A 19,583-nucleotide genomic window follows, 5' to 3' on the forward strand; every position below is an offset into this window, starting at 1 on the left:
GAAATATCCGAGGTTATTGTTTAAGTTAAGCACTTCCTGGTAGGAACATTTAACTATCGTGGTAAAAAATTGAAATTAAAATTAAAATACAAGATATTGTTACTGCCCTTCGCACTTGTTTTCGCTATAATGTTGCGCTTTAAAATTTTAGTTAAATTCTATTCATCCACTTTTAAAACAGGTAATTTGCATGTCTGTACAACAGCAGGAAGTCGACCTTCGACGCACCTTCGCTATTATTTCTCATCCTGATGCGGGTAAAACGACGATCACTGAAAAGGTTTTACTTTTTGGTCAAGCTTTACAAAAAGCCGGTACGGTAAAAGGTAAAAAGTCGGGACAACATGCGAAATCTGACTGGATGGAGATGGAAAAAGAACGTGGTATTTCAATAACCACTTCTGTAATGCAATTTCCCTATAAAAACTGTTTAGTTAATTTACTCGATACACCGGGTCATGAAGATTTCTCAGAAGATACCTACCGTACGCTAACCGCAGTTGACTCTTGTTTGATGGTTATCGACGTTGCTAAGGGTGTAGAAGCACGTACCATTAAATTAATGGAAGTTACTCGTCTGCGTGACACCCCTATAATTACCTTCATGAATAAAATGGACCGTGATGTTCGCGACCCAATGGAAGTCATGGATGAAGTTGAAGACGTACTAAAAATAAAATGTGCCCCTATTACTTGGCCAATTGGCATGGGTAAAGAGTTTAAGGGTGTATATAACATTTTAACCGATGAAATATTTTTATATCAAACAGGCCAAGGTCACACTATTCAAGAAAAGCGTGTTATTAAAGGTATCGATAACCCAGAATTAGATAAAGTTATTGGTAACTACGCTGATGATTTACGAGAAGAGCTAGAGCTTGTTGCTGGCGCGTCACATGAGTTTAATCTTGAAGAATTTTTAAAGGGTGAACTTACACCGGTGTTTTTTGGTACTGCATTAGGTAACTTTGGTGTTGACCATATGCTCGACGGCTTAACTCGCTGGGCACCAAAACCATTGCCGCGCGAAACCGACACTCGTATTGTTACTGCTGAAGAAGAAAAGTTCTCAGGTTTTGTTTTTAAAATTCAAGCCAATATGGATCCAAAACATCGTGACCGTATTGCTTTCATGCGTATTTGTTCAGGCAAATATGAAAAAGGCATGAAAATGAAACAAGTACGCATCGGCAAAGACGTAAGAATTGCTGACGCAGTAACCTTTATGGCTGGTGACCGCTCTAATGTTGAGCAAGCTTATGCTGGCGATATTATTGGTTTACATAACCATGGCAGTATTCAAATTGGTGATACCTTTACCGCCGGTGAAGATATGAAGTTTAGCGGTATTCCAAACTTTGCCCCTGAAATGTTCCGCCGAATTCGTTTGCGTGACCCGCTTAAAGCTAAGCAATTACAAAAAGGTCTTATCCAGTTGTCTGAAGAAGGCGCTGTGCAGGTATTTAGACCTTTCAACTCGAACGATATGATCGTTGGCGCGGTTGGTGTTCTACAATTTGAAGTCGTCGTTCAACGTTTAAAAACTGAATACAAGGTTGATGCTATTTATGAGCCAATTAGCGTAGCAACAGCGCGTTGGTGTACTTGTGATAATGAACGTACGTTAGAGCAATTTGAAAAGAAAGCTTATGACAACCTAGCATTGGATGGCGGTAATAACTTAACTTACATCGCCCCAACTATGGTGAACTTAAGCCTAGCGCAAGAACGTCATCCCGATATTGTGTTTCATAAAACACGCGAACATTAATCTCCTGCAGATTAATTTAAAGCAATTGATGACAAGTAAAAGTCAATCACGTAATTTATCCATAAGCCTAGTGAATAACATTAGGCTTATTCACTCAAGTTAATGCCATTCACTTGAGTCTTAATAGAATAAGAGTTAATTAAAATGAATATTAGTAACATCCTAAGTGAAAGAGTTAGTGCAGCAATGACAGTTGCAGGTTTACCTGAAGGCACAAATCCTGCGATAAGTTTATCTAACCGAGCAAATTTTGGTGATTACCAAGCCAATGGTGTTATGGGTGCAGCTAAAAAATTAAAAACCAATCCTCGTGAATTAGCAACCAAAGTGGTTGAAGCACTCGACTTAACGGGTATTGCTGAAAAAATTGAATTAGCAGGCCCAGGGTTTATTAATATTCATTTAGACAAAAACTGGTTAGCAACGCAGTTAAACACAGTATCGAACGATAAAAATTTAGGTGTAAACCAGTCAGAAAAACCGCAAAACGTTGTGGTTGATTATTCTGCTCCAAATCTCGCTAAAGAAATGCACGTAGGTCATTTACGTTCCACCATTATTGGTGACGCTGTAGTGCGTGCGCTTGAGTTTCGTGGTGAACATGTTATTCGTCAAAACCACATGGGTGATTGGGGCACGCAGTTTGGTATGCTACTCGCTCATTTAAGCGATAAATTAGCGTCAGATGAAGTTGCTGAAACTGCTCTTTCTGATTTAGAAAATTTCTATCGTGAAGCAAAAATTCGTTTTGATAACGAAGACGGCTTTGCTGATCGCGCCCGTGATTATGTCGTAAAACTGCAAAGTGGCGACGCACATTGCGCAACACTATGGCAGCAGTTTATTGATATCTCAATTAGCCACAGTGAAGACATTTATAAAAAACTTAATGTCACGTTAGCACGTAAAGACATTATGGGTGAAAGTGCTTACAACGATGATTTATCAAATGTTATCGATGAATTAATGGCACAAAAAATAGCCGTTGAAGATCAAGGCGCTAAAGTTGTTTTTATTAACGAAATGGCTAATAAAGACGGCGACCCTTCGGTATTTATTGTGCAAAAATCGGGTGGCGGTTACTTATATGCAACGACCGATTTATCAGCGTGTCGCTACCGTGTTGGTGAGTTAAAAGCAGACCGAATTATTATTTTTACTGACGCTCGCCAAGCGTTGCATTTTAAGCAAGTTGAAATCGTTGCCCGCAAAGCAGGTTTCTTACCCGAGCATGTAGGTTATGACCATTGTCCATTTGGCATGATGATGGGAGATGATGGCAAGCCTTTTAAAACCCGTACCGGTGGCACCATTAAACTCGCCGAATTACTCGATGAAGCCGTTATTAGAGCAAAAGTGGTTATCGCTGAAAAAAATCCAGATTATAGTGAAGACCATTTAACTGAAATTGCTGAAAAAGTGGGTATTGGCGCGGTTAAGTTTGCTGATCTATCAAAAAACCGTACCAGCGATTATATTTTCAACTGGAAAACCATGCTCAGTTTTGAAGGCGCTACAGCACCCTACTTACAATATGCTTATTCGCGTATTAAAAGTATTTTCACTAAGGCTGATTTCTCAGCAAACGATGACTTACCAGCCATTGTTATTATTGAGCCACAAGAAAAAGCGCTAGCACTTAAATTGTTGCAGTTAGAAAACGTTATAGATTCTGTCATTAGCGAATGTACACCAAACCTGTTGTGTAATTACTTGTATGAACTTGCGAGTCTTTATATGAGCTTTTACGAAGCTTGCCCAATATTGAAAGATGACATTGCTGATGACGTTAAACAATCAAGGCTAGCCCTAAGCTACATTATTGCAAATACCCTAAAGCAAGGATTAGATATTTTAGGTATCGACGTTATGGAACGCATGTAACATTTCTACGGGACAATATGCTGTAAATGAAAATATTACTCATTGATAACACTGAGAACCAGCTGCTCGAGCTTAAACAAGATCTTATCAAGTCTCGAGCTAAGTTTGCCCATGTAAATGGCTTAAACGCTGCAATTTCAGCACTTTCAAAGCACAAGTTTACGGTTGTAATATGTGCTGCCATTGTTGACAAAAATGATGGCAACACGATTTTTGAAATGATCGCAAAAAAATTCCCAACCATTGTTCGAATTTTAATTAGCGATAATGAACAACACACGCAACATAATGCGCATTACTCTTTTGCTCAGCCTATAGAATGTAAAACTATTGTTAGCACCATCGCTAATTTGGCGAATAATAATAAAGCTATCACTCAAGATATTATTGTAAAAACCGTTGCTAATATAAAAACGCTACCTAGCCCGCCCAAAGTTTATATGCAGCTAAATGCTATCTTAAAAGACAGTAATACAGACTCACAAAAAATTGCTCAAATTATACAACAAGACCCTGCACTAACAGCCAAAGTGCTCCAGTTCTCTAATAATACTTTTGCGACCGGCTCAAAGCCGATGATGAATATTGCAGATGCCATCACCAAAATGGGCATTGACACTCTATGCTGTATTGTAATGACTGCTGAACTATTCTCTTATGCGCCAAAAATTAAAGGATTTTCAATACAAGATGAGCAATTGCATTGCTTAGCCACAGCAAAACTTGCAGCTTCAATGGTCAAGCCAGAATTAAAACAAGACACTATGATTGCGGGCTTATTACACGACATTGGTAAAGTTGTATTATTTGAAATTAATGAAAAATCCACCGATTTATTCATTTTACACCGAGTGAACGGTGACAATAATATCGATTTAGAAAATAAAGTTTTTGCGAGTGATCACTGTCATGTCGGTGGTTATTTATTACATATGTGGGGTTTTTCCTATCACATAATAGAAGCCATTATTTTACATCACCGACCTGAAAAGCTATTACAAAAATCTTTCGGCGTAGCGCAAGCAGTTTACCTTGCCAATGTGCTTGTTCATCAGCAAATACCGAACACTGAATTTATTAAACATTATAAATTAACCAAGGTTATTGATGTACTCACCCAACGGGCGAATAAATTAATTTAGCCTGATTTTTAGTAGTTTAAACATGGCATTGATAAATACCACGGGAGTTAAGATGACACATACCTTGAGCTTTACCGACAGCCATTGTCATCTTGACTTTGATAACTTTAATACCAACTTACCCAGTTTACTTAACCAATGTCATCAAGCACAAATTCACAATATCGTTATACCCAGTATTGGCCCTAAAAATTGGCAAAAAGTACTTACTCTGGCTAAAACACACAGTAACGAAAAATTATCACTGCATGCTTGTTTAGGTATTCACCCATGGTTTCTTAATGATTTAACCGAACATAGTTTGAGTGATTTAACCCACTTAGTGAAAAATAATATCGAAGATATAGTGGCTATTGGCGAGGCAGGAATTGACGGTGTCATTGATAAAGAACAAAATAATTTAGCATTACAAATTCAAGTTTTTGAGCACCAAATTGATTTAGCAAAATCGTTCAGCTTACCTATCATTGTTCATCATCGCAGAACACATCAAGATATAACCCGCATACTGAGAGAGAAAAAAACACCTCAAGGTGGAATTATCCACGCATTTTCAGGCAGTTATCAGCAAGCATGCCAGTACATAGATCTAGGTTTTAAATTAGGCATAGGGGGGACTATTACTTACCCAAGAGCTGAGAAAACCATTAAAGCAGTTAAGCGCTTACCGATAACAAGCTTGGTATTAGAAACCGATGCGCCTTCAATGCCATTATATGGTTTTCAAGGCGAAGATAATTCACCGTTACAACTTACTAATGTTTTTCAAGCACTTAATAAAATACGCCATGAATCAACTGAAGATCTTGCCCATGCACTGCAAGAAAATATCACGACTATTCTACCTAAGCTAAGCTGAATTAAGTTAAGTTAAGCTGTTAGCTGAATTATTTAGTTGGCGGTCGGTAACCTTGTCGGCTAAAACGATTTAAACCACGCGTTAAGAGAAAGCCAATAACACCCGCCACTATCATCAATATGCGCATTATATCGAATTGAGAACGGCTATTATTGGCCAAGTCATCAACCAGCATTGACCGATGAAGCGATAACCTTATATACCCGTGTAATTTGTCACTGCGAAGTTCCTGCACAAAAGGAAATACATTATCTGTTTTATTTATTTGCCTGATGCTAATACCAAACAAATCATTAATAGACTCTGCTTGTTCTGAATTTGCCATTACTTGGCCAGTAATACTGTAAATATGAACGCTTTTAACTAAAGGTTGCTGCACTAAAGAGTCGGCATATTGTTGTAAATTGTTGGGGTTTTGCGCTAAATAAGGCATTGCACTTGTTGCCGCTTGTGCCAAGTAAAGTTTACCCACTTTATTGGCATGCGCTTGAATGTGCATTTGTTGACTGTCACGACTACTAACCCAAAAATCCATCAAAAGTACAATCAACAAAATCGCTATAGCTAATTGCAATATTTTATTATAAATCGACGATAATTTAGGGTATAAAGGCTGTTCTATTTGCTTCATCAAACGAATTGCTTCCTACATTTTTATAAATACAGTATAGAACTAAATTTAAACATTTTATACTAGGATAATCGTTTAAAAGCGTGTTTTTCAAATAAGGTATTTCCGTGACAATTCAACATAAAATTATTCCTTTACACGATATACAACAGTTAAATTTAGCACAATGGTTACCTGCTGACTCAATCACCAACGAAATAGCAATTCAGTTTGATAAAGCCCAACAAACTTTTGCTTTAAGCGATACAACGCAAACAGCTGCAGAAACTAATTTATCAGACGCCATCGAACTGGTTGTTTTTGCAGATATTAAAATAGCCACTTTAGCCAGTTTACTAAACACATGTGAAATAAGCTTAGTTGGTTTGCATGCGGTTAATCAACGAAATAACGCAACAAGTTATCGATTTAGTGTCAAGGTCATTGATATAAAACAAGCACGAAATCGCTTATCTAGCTTTAATATTACTGAAAGAATTGAATCAGCACTTTTAGTAAACGCTCCAACACTAACAACACCGGGTTTGTTGGTAATGGATATGGATTCAACCACGATAAAAATTGAATGTATTGATGAAATAGCGGCATTAGCCGGTGTTGGTGAAGAAGTGGCAGCCGTTACTGAACTCGCTATGCAAGGTGAGTTAGATTTTAGCCAAAGTTTGCATCAACGCGTTGCTAAACTTCAACATTCATCTGAAGACATATTGGCGCAAGTTGCGCATAACATTCCGCTAATGGAAGGTTTAGAAACCCTAGTAACTGCTTTAAAAAAACATCAATGGCGTGTCGCTATTGCTTCTGGTGGTTTTACCTATTTTGCAGACCATTTAAAAAACATGTTATCACTTGATGCTGCGGTTGCTAACGTATTAGAAATACAGAATAACAAGCTAACCGGAAAGGTTTTAGGTGCTGTGATTGACGCACAAGCTAAAGCAGATTGCTTACTGCAGCTGAAAAACGACTTTGCTATTGCGCCATCCCAAACCGTTGCCATGGGCGATGGTGCAAACGATTTAGTTATGATGGCAGCGGCCCATTTAGGTGTCGCCTTTCATGCCAAACCTTTAGTACTGGCGCAAGCAGATGCATGTATCACTAAGTCTGGCCTAGATTGTTTATTGCATTGGCTTAAATAATAAAATGGAGGTAGCTACTTGCTGTAACTGCCTCCAAATTTTACTATCTCACAACACTATTCCTTCAAACTTTATTCCTTCAAGCTTTAATCCGACAAATTATAATCTTTAAGTCATTTAATCCCTCAACTACATGACTGAAGAACTAAAAAGTTAGCCACTCAAGTGTTAATTAACCGCCAAACTGAAAACGAAAGCCAGCATTAACGGTAAAACCATCGTTTCTTGACCAAATATCAGTTGTCCATCTACCACTAGGTGCTTGCTCAGGTAAAAGCAAAGGATCTTGCTTAGTTTGTCTAACATTTAACAAGTTTTCAGCATTAACAAAAAAGCTAACTTGCCCTACGGTTATTTGGCCTAACAAACCTAAATGCCAATAAGATTCGCTTCGCTCTCGATACGGATTGTTCTCAAGGTGCTGTGTACCAGTATAGTAAGCTTCGAATCCGAGTAAATGGCTACCGTGCTCTTCCCACATAACCACAAGACCTGCAGAGTGCTGAGGCGTTAATGCTAAAGGTACGCGATTGGAACTAGAAGCACTTTCTTTTGTGGCGTCAGTATATAAATAGCTACCGGTAAACTTAATATCTCGCCAGCGATAGCGCAGTAATAATTCAGCACCGTTTATTTCACTTTCTCCGATGGCATTGACGATTCGAACTTGTTTACCTGAAGATTGATCAACCGCGCCGATAACGTCTAATTCAGTAACATTATCTATAGTTGAAGAAAATAACGTCAAGCTAGTTTCTACGTTGTTCAACACATAGCTAATATCTATCGAAGCGGTAGACGCTCGCTCTTCTTCAAGGTTTTCTAGCGGCTCAAGGCGAGATAAACCCGTTTCATCTAGGTCTTCAATAAATGGACTAGGCGCGAAAAACCCCTGTCCATATGCGCCTCTGAACGTCCAATTATCTGGGTTGTATAACACTGAAATACGTGGGCTAACTTGCGTACCATATTCACTGTGCCAATCAGTACGTGCGCTAAGCGACATTGAAACAACATCACTTGCTTCATAGTCAAGTTGTGAAAATAATCCAGGTGCTTGATAAGAATAATCAAATTCAGGAAAAGTGTCAGAGGCGAACTTTTCAGATTGAAGCGCTAAGCCAACTAGCCACGCCGTTTTATCAGAATACCCTGACAAGCTAGTCTCTATTAAGTAACTTTCGTGGCTATCGTCTTCTAGAACAGCACCAAATTGATGTTCATGATCTTGATTCGTTGCTGAGCCACGCCAATTTAAATTTAAAACCTCACCTAATGGTTGATCATAGATAAAGCCAATATCAGTTCTCAAGGTATTTTGTGTTAACGGGAACTGATTACCATCGCTAACCGTAGCGTCACCTAAAGTGCCCCCAGTTCTCTGCTCTTTCATTGCCCCCAATGTAAGGTATAAGTTTGCCCCGCTGTCGTCTTGCCAATAAAACCGAGGGCGAACACTCCCCCTTTCATAACCAGCTAGATCGATCCAGCCATCGTCATCTAAATCTTGTTCTTCTTGATGATGAACTCCAGCAGTTACCGATGCGCTTAAGTTGTTCGTCAAAGGTGATGCAAAGTACGAGGTAATATCTTGACCGTTTTTTGAGGTAGCATTCACTAATACTTCACCTTCATACTCACTCGAAGGCGTTCGGGAGATCAGGTTTATTACCCCACCAAGTGCCGAGCCACCATAAAGTGAAGAAGCAGAGCCTTTAATTATTTCAACATTGGCAAGGTCTGTTGGCGGAATTTGTAATAAGCCAATTGAAGCGGTTTGGCCGCCATATAAAGGTAAACCATCACTTAAGAGTTGCGTGTAACGACCATATAACCCTTGTAGCCTAATGTTAGCACTACCTAATGCTGGCGAGGTGGTTTGTACTCTAACACCACCTGTTTCAGCCACTAACATAGAGATATTACCTGGGCGCATAAGTGCTTTTTCTTGTATTTCTTCACCGTTAATAATCTCGGTACGTGTTGCCGACTCGGTAACTATACGACCTAAACGAGAAGCGCTAACTTGAATACGCTCAACCTGACTTTCACTATGCTCATGATGTGCTGGCTTTTCATCGTGTTCATTTTTATGTTCATCGTTATTTTCATTGGCGTAGGTAAACGCCGGTATTAACAGTATTGCTAATGGCGTTATTAATGACTTTTTAAACATTTTTACCTCTGGCATTGCTTGGTAGTTAATCAGCACAATAATGTGAATTAACTTAAAGATTTATAAGTTGTATATAGTTTTTTTTGGGGTTTAGGTATTTACGAGATAAAAATAGGAGGGCGATAGAGCAAAGTAGAAAAAATTTTGGGTTGTTCTAATCGTTGCAGGCCAGCAACTTCATTTAAAGTAGTCGCCTTAATTGCCTCGACTTCAGTACCAACATTCATGAATGACGAGCATGCATTAGCAACACAGGTACAATCGAGATCACAACATTTAATACCACAGCAGTCTTCTGAGCTACCAGTAGCACTGGTCACTGACTCGTTATACTTTACTTGCTCAATTAAGTTGCTAGAAAAAGAGCTCTCTAATGTTTCGCAAGACATAGCGCTATTAAAAGCGATTGCTTGCCCGATAAAGGCAATAAGCATAACCGCTATAACTAAGACTCTTGAAGCTGCTTTGAACATAAAAAACTCTAAATGCAATCGAAGTTACATTATAAGAGTTTTTTCTTGATATGTGAATATTGCTAGATAAGTTTATACTTGTTGTCTTTAAAATTTTAACTATATATTGTATGAAAAATAGTTACTTATGTTTACTTGTAAAGCCGTAATTGCATGGTAGCAGTCGAAAGTCACTAACTTTACGCTATTGTTATTTATTGGTTAAGCTAATGAAGCTAAAAAAATAATTTATTAAATATAATTAACACTATAGCGCTTTATCTTCAGCTGACTAAGTTATTTGAGTTATTCAAATGCTAAATGCCATTACTTTATTTTTAACGCATTAAACGATAACGAAGCACCACTTCTTGGGTAATATCAAAAACCTGCGCAATACCTGTAACGCTCCAGATTTCTTGCTCTATTTGTTTACCACGATGAATCGCATAACCACTAATGTAGCTTAGCTCAGGGTGAAGGTGGCTCATATCTGGCTCGGCAGCACGTGATAGTTTTATCATCACACAAAAAAACTGTCCTTTTTTCAATGCTTGATGAATAAATGCCTGCTTTAATGCTTCAGTAGTTAACTCGCTAGAAAGCTTTATTTTTACTGCCTTTTCTACGGCATCGATACTCGGGTCAATCGCAATATAAAGAACTTTTACACTGGCTGTATCGCTGTGTTGCATCTTCTTAAATTTAGCGGTAACACTAGACATAAAGTCTGCATGACCAAGTATTGGGTATAAGTTGTAATAAGACTTTCGGTCACTTAGTTGCGCCATTTCAGCCATTAACTTGCCGCTTGCATCGCCACTTGCTATAACGTCTGACTTATATCGACTACCACTTGTTTGTAACACTAGCGCAGGAATATTCGAACTGGCACTGTAGATATTTCTTAATGCCTTAGCTAAACCTGGACTGGCCATAGCATATTCATCTGAAGTTAACTTATCACGGTTCTTATCAATTAACGCTTTAAAGAATTTTCGACCAATGTGCTGATGTTTCTCGACAAAAACCCGTAAATTAACAATGGTTTTAGCACGATTAACCCGCATTACTTCATAAGGTAAGCTGGTCAAATCAAAGGTTGAGGTTATTTTTTGCATTTTAGGCAGCGCTAAAGAAACAATATCACCCACAATTAAATGAGTACTTTTATCTAATTCAATCTTCAAACCAGAAGTTGAAAAATCGATTGATTCGCCCTGAAAAACATCACCTTCTATGGTGATATTCGCGGGAGTTTTATAGGTAAACCTTAACTCTTGTCGCTTATTTCTATAATTAATACCAACTTCATCAACACTAAAAGGTTTACTTAAACGTTTATGGCCAAATCTTTTTAATTTTACAGTGTTAATTCCTTCATAAGATAGCGACTGATAAGCCTTCGTGCTATCAGCATGCGTAACATCGCTTAACACCACGATATAAGGCGTTTTATCTATTAATGCTTTAATATCTTCAGATACTGGGGCATTTAAATATTCGTTTTGCTTAGTAATACTATTAGCTAAAGTAAAGTGCGATTCTGCTCGTTCAGGCTCTACATCCAATAAACTTAATTGAGTCACCAAAAAGTGCTCTTTAGAAGAGGCAAAACCTAAAAATTGCTGCATAAACTCTGGGTCTTCACTTAGCTGGATTTCATCTGCAGTATAAAAGTACAATTTACCTTGGCTGCGGTGAATAAAACTAAAGACCAATAACGATTTCTTTGTCGTAGCTAGTTTTTTAAGCCTAACGATACGTTCAGCAGAAAGTAAGCAATAAAGCGTTGAGTAGCGTTTTTCGTCTTGCCAGTATTGATACAAATCTTGATTGTTATTACAAGTTAACGCATATTTTGGCGTTAGCATATTAGTGTTTTTTTCTATAAAAATTGGCAGTTCATTCGACTTTGGTAAAACAAACTGTTCAAAACTTCGTGTTTGTAAGGCGCGAATCGTATTATCTAAATTAATTTTGTATCGGCGCTTATTCGTCCGAATAAAGTTAATTAAATATTTCGTGAGATTTTCTGTCTCTAACGAGTCATTAGTGATTCTTTTTGCGCCAACCAACTGCATGTTATCTAAAAGAGTTAAGTCTTTAACTTCGTAGATAATGTCGCTATCATCGGTGAGTTGATACTGTTCTTCTAAGCCAGTAAAGCGCAGCGTTATTTGTTGCCCTACTTCGATAGTACTTAAATCGTTAAGCTTGAACTTGCAACCATGCACACTGATATCAGACGTTAAGCATTCAAATACTCGCTGTTTATCAACAGAAACCTTGATCGGAATAACAAAGTTCATCCGCTCTTCGGCTCGATCATAGTATGCACCAAAACGGTGAAACTGTGCTGGAAATTGAGATTTTTCAAATATTTTATTGGTGTCTACAGACTGGCTTTTAGGTGCTTTGGTTTTTTCTTTTTGATAAATAACTCGAAAGTTATTTTCTGTATTCATCACTTCTTCGTATACTCCAACGGTATACGCGCCGTAACGAGAAAATGCTTCTGTAAAAACCGAACTGGCGACGTTATCTAAAAAGTGAATTCTATCTTCATGCTCAAATGTTTTACATTCGCCATCAACATATCCTCTTAAATCAATTAAGCGGCTACATGGAGCAGCTAGGCGCTTTAATTCCATTTTTAATAAAAAACGTTCAGTTTTAGGGGTATCTTTTGTGACAGCATTAAACCTAGCTTCAAAGTCACTATTTAAGACTTGGCCACTAAATTCATTAATAATATTTTGAAATTTTGAAAAATCTTTATTCATTTACGCTTCAATATCTTTACAATAAAGAAAAATACTCATCAAACATTGTTCTAGTATATGTGGCTTGTTATAAGTTAACACCACACACTATGCACAATATTGAAAAGTAACCCGTTTATATTTAACTGTTTTAAAGTTTAAAGCAATAACCATACCTGTTAAATTATTATAGAGACAGAAAAACAATAAATATTAGTTTAGCACCAAAAAATACAACAAAATCCTTTAAATCATTAATCATAGAGTTAAAAATAAAGATAATACCGACCTCAATAAGGGCATTATTGATTTATTAACTCAATTGTCATAATTTTGACTAATGTTAGTGAGTTAGCAAGTAATTTAAGAAATAGGCAGCCAAATGGCAAAGTTAGCAAAAATAGAATTCGTTTGTACCGATTGCGGTATGAACTATCCACGTTGGCAAGGCCAGTGCCGCTGTGGTGCTTGGAATACACTAGCTGAAATGAAAATATCTCCTAACCAGAGTAAAAGTGCGACTAAAAGTCGCACATCATCTGGCGGTTACGCTGGTGGCACAGGTGGTGGCAGTAAAAAAATAAACGACGTAGAAACCACGGAAGCTGAAAAACAATTAACCGGTATCGGTGAGCTCGACCGTGTATTATGCGGCGGCGTTACCACTGGCTCAGTCAACATTATTTCAGGCGACCCGGGCGCAGGTAAAACCACCCTACTGTCCGATTTAGTTGCTCGCATGTCACAATTAATGCCCTCACTTTATTGTACCGCGGAAGAGTCGTTGTCGCAGTTTAAAAACAGGGTGCAACGCTTAAAGCTTGATTATAATCCTGACGAATTGTATTTATTGTCTGAAACCAGTGTTGAAGCGATTATTGAAGAACTAGAGCAAAAGAAAATCAAGTTTGCGGTTATTGACTCTATTCAAGCAGTAGTTACCGATAATGCCAATGGCAGCCCAGGCTCCCCTCACAAGTAAAAAGTGCAGCACAGGCGTTAACGCAATACTGTAAACAAAATAACGTCACCATGTTTTTAATCGCCCACGTCAATAAAAACAACGAAATTGCAGGCCCACAAACTTTAGTACACATTGTTGATGCACTATTGCACATTGACACCAACGACGGTCAAATACGTACCTTAAGAGCGAATAAAAACCGTTTTGGTGATATTGACACCGTAGGCATTTTTAAAATGTGTGAACGCGGTATGCTCAGCGTTGATAACCCGAGTGAAATATTTTTATCCGGTTCTAGTACTGAGTCACCGGGCTCAGCTATTACTTGTATCCGGAAAGGTAACAGAAACTTATTACTAGAGATTCAATGCTTAACCACAGAAACCGAAGCTGAATTTCCACAGCGTGTTTGTGTTGGCCTGAATATGAATCGCATAAAAATGCTTACCGGAATTTTACGTAAACACACCAAAACCAAAATTTATCATGATACTTTTTTCAACATTATTGGCGGCTTAAAAATAGACGAGTCAGAAACTTGTATCGATCTTGCGCTGGTTACGGCTCTGCTTAGTAGCTTGAATGAATTTGTTATTCCACGTTCCACGTGCATTATGGGCGAGTTAAGTTTAAATGGTGATGTGCGCCCGATAGACAGTGGTGTGCCGCGCGTAAAAGAAGCCGCACAACATGGTTTTACCGAAATATTTATTCCGTTCAGAAATTATCATAAATCAATGGAAGGTTTAGGGGCTAAAATTACTCCGGTTAAAACTATTCATGAGTTAATTGAACTGATTAAATAATAAAAAGTGACATAGCCGATTAAGTTATGTCACTTTTATGTTTATATCGCAGAGCTTTATTGCACCAAACTATCTACATCATACGTTATGAAATATGACTTACGATGGCTCGTAATCTAAATTAGCCGACAGCCAACGTTCAGCTTGAGGCATGGTCATTTCTTTACGGGCGGCGTAACTTTCTACTTGGTCTTGTGCTAACTTGGCAACCGCGAAGTATTTAGACTCTGGATGAGCAAAATACCAGCCACTTACCGCAGCGCCCGGCCACATGGCAAAGCTTGAGGTTAATTCCATACCAATATTTTCATCAACCTTAAGTAACTCCCACAACAAGCCCTTTTCTGTGTGTTCTGGGCAAGCAGGATAACCAGGTGCAGGTCTAATACCTTGGTATTTTTCACGAATTAGGTCATCATTTGCTAAATTTTCTTCTGGTGCATAGCCCCAATAATCTTTACGAATTTGTTCGTGTAAATACTCGGCACTTGCCTCTGCAAGTCTGTCTGCAACCGCTTTAATTAAAATGCTGTTGTAGTCATCGTGATCTGCATCGAAAGCTTTTACTAACGCTTCAACACCAAAACCTGCAGAAACCGCGAAAGCGCCAATGTAGTCGTCAACACCTGAGGCTTTATCAGCAACATAATCGGCTAAACAACGATTATATTGGCCGCTAGGCTTTTTACTTTGTTGACGTAATTGATGCAATTTCATTAATGGTTCGGTGCGTGAGTCATCGGTATAAAGCTGTAAATCATCTTGCTCACGATTCGCTGGAAATAAACCAAAAACCGCTTTTGCAGTTAATTTTTTATTGTTGATCACATCATCCAACATAGCGTTGGCATCATTAAATAACTTAGTGGCTTCTTCGCCTACCACTTCATGCTTAAGAATTAACGGGTATTTACCCGATAACTGCCAAGTCATAAAAAACGGCGTCCAATCGATATAATGTCTAACAATATTTAGGTCGATATTATCAAGTACAGTTACGCCTAGTTTATTAGGCACTTTTGGTGTGTAGTTATCAAAACTAATAGGCACAGCATTAGCACGGGCGTCTTTTAAAGAAATTAAACTCGAACGTGGGCCTTTTTTATAATGACGCTCGCGCACTTTAACGTATTCCGCATTTTGGCGTTCTACAAAGGCGGCTCTATTTTCATCAGAAAGTAACGTACTTACCACAGAAACTGAACGTGAAGCATTAGGAACATACACAACAGGATGCTGATATTGCGGCTCAATTTTTACCGCTGTATGTGCTTTAGAGGTAGTAGCACCGCCAATCAATAATGGTAGGTTGAAGTCTAGTCGCTTCATTTCTTTAGCAACATGTACCATTTCATCTAATGACGGAGTAATTAATCCTGACAAACCAATAATATCGACTTTTTCTTCGCGAGCTACGCGTAAAATATCGTCACATGACACCATAACGCCTAAGTCGATAATTTCGTAGTTATTACACTGCAACACTACGCCAACAATATTTTTCCCAATGTCATGCACATCGCCTTTTACCGTTGCTAATAATATTTTACCGTTAGATTTAATCTCGGTTTTTTCCGCTTCGATAAAGGGGTTTAAATGCGCTACTGCTTGCTTCATTACTCGCGCTGACTTTACCACTTGTGGTAAAAACATTTCGCCAGCACCAAATAAATCACCAACAACATTCATGCCGTCCATTAACGGCCCTTCAATAACATCTAAAGGTCGTTTAGCGACTAATCTAGCCGCTTCAGTATCTTCAATAATAAACTCGTTGATACCTTTAACCAGTGAATATTCTAAGCGTTTATTAACTTCTAATTCACGCCATGTTAAATCCGCTTTACTACTTTGACTGCCGGCTTGACCACGATATTCTTGTGCGATATCGAGTAATCGCTCAGTAGCGCCATCATCTGAGTTTTGAATGACATCTTCAACCGCCAAACGCAGGTTATCAGGAATGTCTGAATAAATAGCTAACTGACCTGCGTTAACTATACCCATATCCATACCATTTTTTATCGCATGGTAGAGAAACACCGCATGAATCGCTTCACGCACCGGATTATTACCACGGAATGAAAACGAAACATTAGACACACCACCAGAAATCATGGCGTGTGGTAAGTTTTGCTTAATATCACCTACCGCTTCAATGAAATCGCGCGCATAGTTGTTATGCTCTTCAATACCGGTGGCAACAGCAAAAATATTAGGATCGAAAATTATATCTTCGGCTGGAAATCCAATTTCATGCACCAGAATTTGATAGGCGCGCTTACAAATTTCATACTTACGCTCGCGAGTGTCGGCTTGGCCTTTTTCATCAAACGCCATAATAATAACCGCAGCGCCGTAGCGACGTAACAATTCAGCTTGTTCGCGAAAGTTGTCTTCGCCCTCTTTTAAACTAATAGAGTTAACAACACCTTTACCTTGAATACATTTTAAGCCCGCTTCTAAAATATCCCATTTAGAAGAATCGAGCATAATTGGCACCTTAGCAATATCTGGCTCACCGGCAATTAAGTTTAAAAATCGCACCATTGCCGCTTGCGAGTCCAACATGCCTTCATCCATGTTGATATCAATAATTTGCGCACCGTTTTCAACTTGCTGCAAAGCCACCGCAATGGCTTGATCGTAGTTTTCATCGGTTATTAGGCGTTTAAAAACAGCTGAGCCTGTTACATTAGTACGCTCACCTACGTTAACAAATAAGCTATCTTCTTTGATGGTAAGCGCTTCTAGACCTGATAAGCGACAAGCAATTTCTTTCGGCTTTATTTCTCGCGGAGCAATATTAGCAACCGCATCTGCCATACCTTTAATATGATCTGGCGTGGTACCACAACAGCCACCAATAATATTTAAAAAGCCAGATGTTCCCCACTCTTCAATATGCTTATCCATTTCTTCAACGCTAAAATCATAGCCACCAAAAGCATTCGGTAAACCAGCATTGGGGTGAGCAGATACGGCCACGTCTGAAATGCGGCTTAACTCTGCAACATATTGGCGTAATTCAACTGGGCCTAACGCACAGTTTAAACCCACTGAAATTGGCTTAGCATGGCGTAACGAGTTGTAAAATGCCTCAGTTGTTTGGCCTGATAACGTACGCCCTGAGGCATCGGTAATCGTGCCGGAAATCATCACAGGAAAACGCTCACCACGACTTTCAAAAACCGTTTCAACGGCGAATATAGCCGCTTTAGCATTCAAGGTATCGAATATCGTTTCAATTAAAATAATGTCACTGCCGCCATCAAGCAAGGCGTTAGTAGATTCAATATAGGCATCTTTTAACTGATCAAAAGTTACATTACGATACGCAGGATCGTTTACATCAGGAGATATTGAACAGGTACGGTTTGTTGGCCCTAAAACACCGGCAACAAAACGTGGTTTACCCGGATTTTTCGCGGTAAATTCATCTGCAACTTCACGCGCTATCTGTGCCGCGGCTAAGTTAATAGCGGCACTGTAATCTTCCATGTCGTAATCTGCCATGGCGATAGTGGTGGCATTAAAAGTATTGGTTTCAAGAATATCTGCGCCAGCGACTAAATATTCACGGTGAATCGCTTTAATAACGTCTGGCTGCGTCAGCACCAACATGTCGTTGTTACCTTTAACATCGCTATGCCAGTCGGAAAACTGTTCGCCGCGATAGTCTTGCTCTTCAAACTTATACGCTTGGATCATGGTGCCCATAGCGCCATCTAAAATTAAAATACGCTGGTCTAACTGAGCTTGTAAAAGGCCATAAGAAGCAGATTGCACTACTGGGGTTTTTGATTGAGAGTATGATTGCTTAGACACGAGATTTCCCTGGGTGAATGGCTTTAATATGGTTCGCATCTAATTGATACGGCGTAATTTGGTAAACGTAATAATTTAGCCAGTTTGTGTACAGTAAACTGCCATGGCTGCGCCACATGTTTGCCGCCTCTTTTTCTGGGTCATCATCGGTAAAATAATTGTCAGGTATTGAAACCTTGCCCCCGGCCGCAATATCTCGAAAATACTCTTCACTCAATGTACTTGCATCATATTCTGGGTGACCGGTTAAATAGACTTGCTGCTTATTTTTACTCGCGGCTAAATACACCCCTGCAACGTCAGATTCTGCTAATATTTCAATATCTTCAAGAGACTGATAATCAGATTTGTCAATGAAACCATAACGTGAGTGCGGCACACTAAATGTCTCATCGAAACCGCGGGTTAGTTGCTCATCTGGCTTTAAACAGTGGTGGCGATATACGCCAGATAGTTTTTGCTTTCGCAAATGTCGCTTTAAACCATAATGATGATAAAGCGCAGCATGGGCGGCCCCAACAAGAAAACATGGTTGAAGTAACATTTTGCTCTGCCCAGTCAAACACCTCACAAATTTTATCCCAAAAAGTAACTTGTTGATAATCTAATAACGCTAGCGGCGCACCTGTAATAAGTAAACCATCGTATTGTTTGTGTTTAATATCATCGAATAAACGGTAAAAATTATCTAAATGCGCTTGTGGCGTATTTTTAGATTCGTTTGCATGAATTCGAACGAACTCGACATTTATTTGCAGTGGTGTATTCGCCAGCATGCGCAAGATTTGCACTTCAGTTTCAATTTTATTTGGCATTAGGTTAAGAATCGCCACTTCCATAGGACGAATTTCTTGATCAGCTGCACGACGTTCAGACATAACGAAAATATTTTCTTTGTCTAAAATCGTTAAAGCAGGTAATTCATTGGGGATTTTTATGGGCATAGCACTAACCTAATGTCGGAAAATCGATATATCTGTGTTAATACCAAGTTGACTTATTCAGCCTCTACTTTTCATTTTAATCAATAAAGTGTGCAGGTAATGAATCAACTTAGTCTCAGTATAAAATAACGCTGATAAACAGCCTTTTTATTTACTATTTTTATCTCAGTGTAATGTGACTTGGATTTCTAGCTATGTCAACCTCTAAACGTATAGACG

General features: G+C 38.7%; 10 protein-coding genes and 2 pseudogenes. 6 read left to right on the top strand and 6 right to left on the bottom strand.

From position 1 onward, the window contains the following. The first annotated feature begins 190 nt into the window (after window positions 1–190). From prfC to DBO93_RS13065, 4 genes are all read left to right on the top strand, one after another. Entirely contained in the window at window positions 191–1,771 is a 1,581-nt protein-coding gene (gene prfC, locus DBO93_RS13050) for a peptide chain release factor 3 (protein WP_108456733.1), read from the top strand. A gap of 144 nt (window positions 1,772–1,915) precedes the next feature. Further along, the gene (gene argS, locus DBO93_RS13055; protein WP_108456734.1) at window positions 1,916–3,655 is read left to right on the top strand and encodes an arginine--tRNA ligase; all 1,740 of its coding nucleotides are present in this window, start codon (window positions 1,916–1,918) and stop codon (window positions 3,653–3,655) included. 26 nt (window positions 3,656–3,681) lie between these two features. Further along, a complete protein-coding gene (locus DBO93_RS13060) occupies window positions 3,682–4,797 on the top strand; it encodes an HDOD domain-containing protein (RefSeq protein ID WP_108456735.1) in 1,116 nt (371 codons plus the stop codon). Window positions 4,798–4,849: 52 nt separating this feature from the next. Next, window positions 4,850–5,656 carry a TatD family hydrolase gene (locus tag DBO93_RS13065; protein ID WP_239058986.1) on the top strand — a complete coding sequence of 269 codons (807 nt, stop codon included), beginning with the start codon at window positions 4,850–4,852 and terminating at the stop codon, window positions 5,654–5,656. Between the two features lie 28 nt (window positions 5,657–5,684). Here the strand turns inward: DBO93_RS13065 and DBO93_RS13070 are convergent, their stop codons facing one another. After that, a complete protein-coding gene (locus tag DBO93_RS13070; RefSeq protein ID WP_108456736.1) occupies window positions 5,685–6,287 on the bottom strand; it encodes an AhpA/YtjB family protein in 603 nt (200 codons plus the stop codon). 107 nt (window positions 6,288–6,394) lie between these two features. Between DBO93_RS13070 and serB the strand changes: the two genes are divergently transcribed. Further along, window positions 6,395–7,429, top strand: coding sequence for a phosphoserine phosphatase SerB (serB, locus tag DBO93_RS13075; protein WP_239058987.1), 1,035 nt, complete (start codon window positions 6,395–6,397; stop codon window positions 7,427–7,429). Window positions 7,430–7,601: 172 nt separating this feature from the next. Here serB and DBO93_RS13080 read toward each other — a convergent pair whose 3' ends face one another. The 3 genes from DBO93_RS13080 to DBO93_RS13090 form a co-directional block, all read right to left on the bottom strand. After that, on the bottom strand, window positions 7,602–9,605 hold the full coding sequence (locus DBO93_RS13080; protein WP_108456737.1) for a TonB-dependent receptor: 2,004 nt from the start codon (window positions 9,603–9,605) through the stop codon (window positions 7,602–7,604). Window positions 9,606–9,703: 98 nt separating this feature from the next. Further along, window positions 9,704–10,078, bottom strand: a complete 375-nt coding sequence (locus tag DBO93_RS13085; RefSeq protein ID WP_108456738.1) for a hypothetical protein — start codon at window positions 10,076–10,078, stop codon at window positions 9,704–9,706. 317 nt (window positions 10,079–10,395) lie between these two features. Further along, window positions 10,396–12,843 carry a PilZ domain-containing protein gene (locus DBO93_RS13090; protein ID WP_108456739.1) on the bottom strand — a complete coding sequence of 816 codons (2,448 nt, stop codon included), beginning with the start codon at window positions 12,841–12,843 and terminating at the stop codon, window positions 10,396–10,398. Between the two features lie 361 nt (window positions 12,844–13,204). On the opposite strand from DBO93_RS13090, the pseudogene radA reads away from it, so the two are divergent. Next, window positions 13,205–14,592: pseudogene (gene radA, locus DBO93_RS13095) on the top strand (DNA repair protein RadA). 99 nt (window positions 14,593–14,691) lie between these two features. Here the strand turns inward: radA and metH are convergent. Both metH and metA read right to left on the bottom strand, forming a co-directional pair. Continuing rightward, a complete protein-coding gene (gene metH / locus DBO93_RS13100) occupies window positions 14,692–18,381 on the bottom strand; it encodes a methionine synthase (protein WP_239059211.1) in 3,690 nt (1,229 codons plus the stop codon). A 31-nt stretch (window positions 18,382–18,412) separates the two neighbouring features. Continuing rightward, a pseudogene (gene metA / locus DBO93_RS13105) lies at window positions 18,413–19,364 on the bottom strand (homoserine O-succinyltransferase). Window positions 19,365–19,583 lie beyond the last annotated feature (219 nt).

This window comes from Colwellia sp. Arc7-D, from assembly GCF_003061515.1.
Classification (GTDB): Bacteria; Pseudomonadota; Gammaproteobacteria; order Enterobacterales; family Alteromonadaceae; genus Cognaticolwellia.

Excerpts from the sequence above, each read along its gene's own strand:
- DBO93_RS13060 (WP_108456735.1), top strand. The coding sequence starts at position 3,682 with ATGAAAATATTACTCATTGATAACACTGAGAACCAGCTGCTCGAGCTT.
- DBO93_RS13070 (WP_108456736.1), bottom strand. The coding sequence starts at position 6,287 with ATGAAGCAAATAGAACAGCCTTTATACCCTAAATTATCGTCGATTTAT.
- DBO93_RS13080 (WP_108456737.1), bottom strand. The coding sequence starts at position 9,605 with ATGTTTAAAAAGTCATTAATAACGCCATTAGCAATACTGTTAATACCG.
- prfC (WP_108456733.1), top strand. The coding sequence starts at position 191 with ATGTCTGTACAACAGCAGGAAGTCGACCTTCGACGCACCTTCGCTATT.
- DBO93_RS13085 (WP_108456738.1), bottom strand. The coding sequence starts at position 10,078 with ATGTTCAAAGCAGCTTCAAGAGTCTTAGTTATAGCGGTTATGCTTATT.
- DBO93_RS13065 (WP_239058986.1), top strand. The coding sequence starts at position 4,850 with ATGACACATACCTTGAGCTTTACCGACAGCCATTGTCATCTTGACTTT.
- argS (WP_108456734.1), top strand. The coding sequence starts at position 1,916 with ATGAATATTAGTAACATCCTAAGTGAAAGAGTTAGTGCAGCAATGACA.
- DBO93_RS13090 (WP_108456739.1), bottom strand. The coding sequence starts at position 12,843 with ATGAATAAAGATTTTTCAAAATTTCAAAATATTATTAATGAATTTAGT.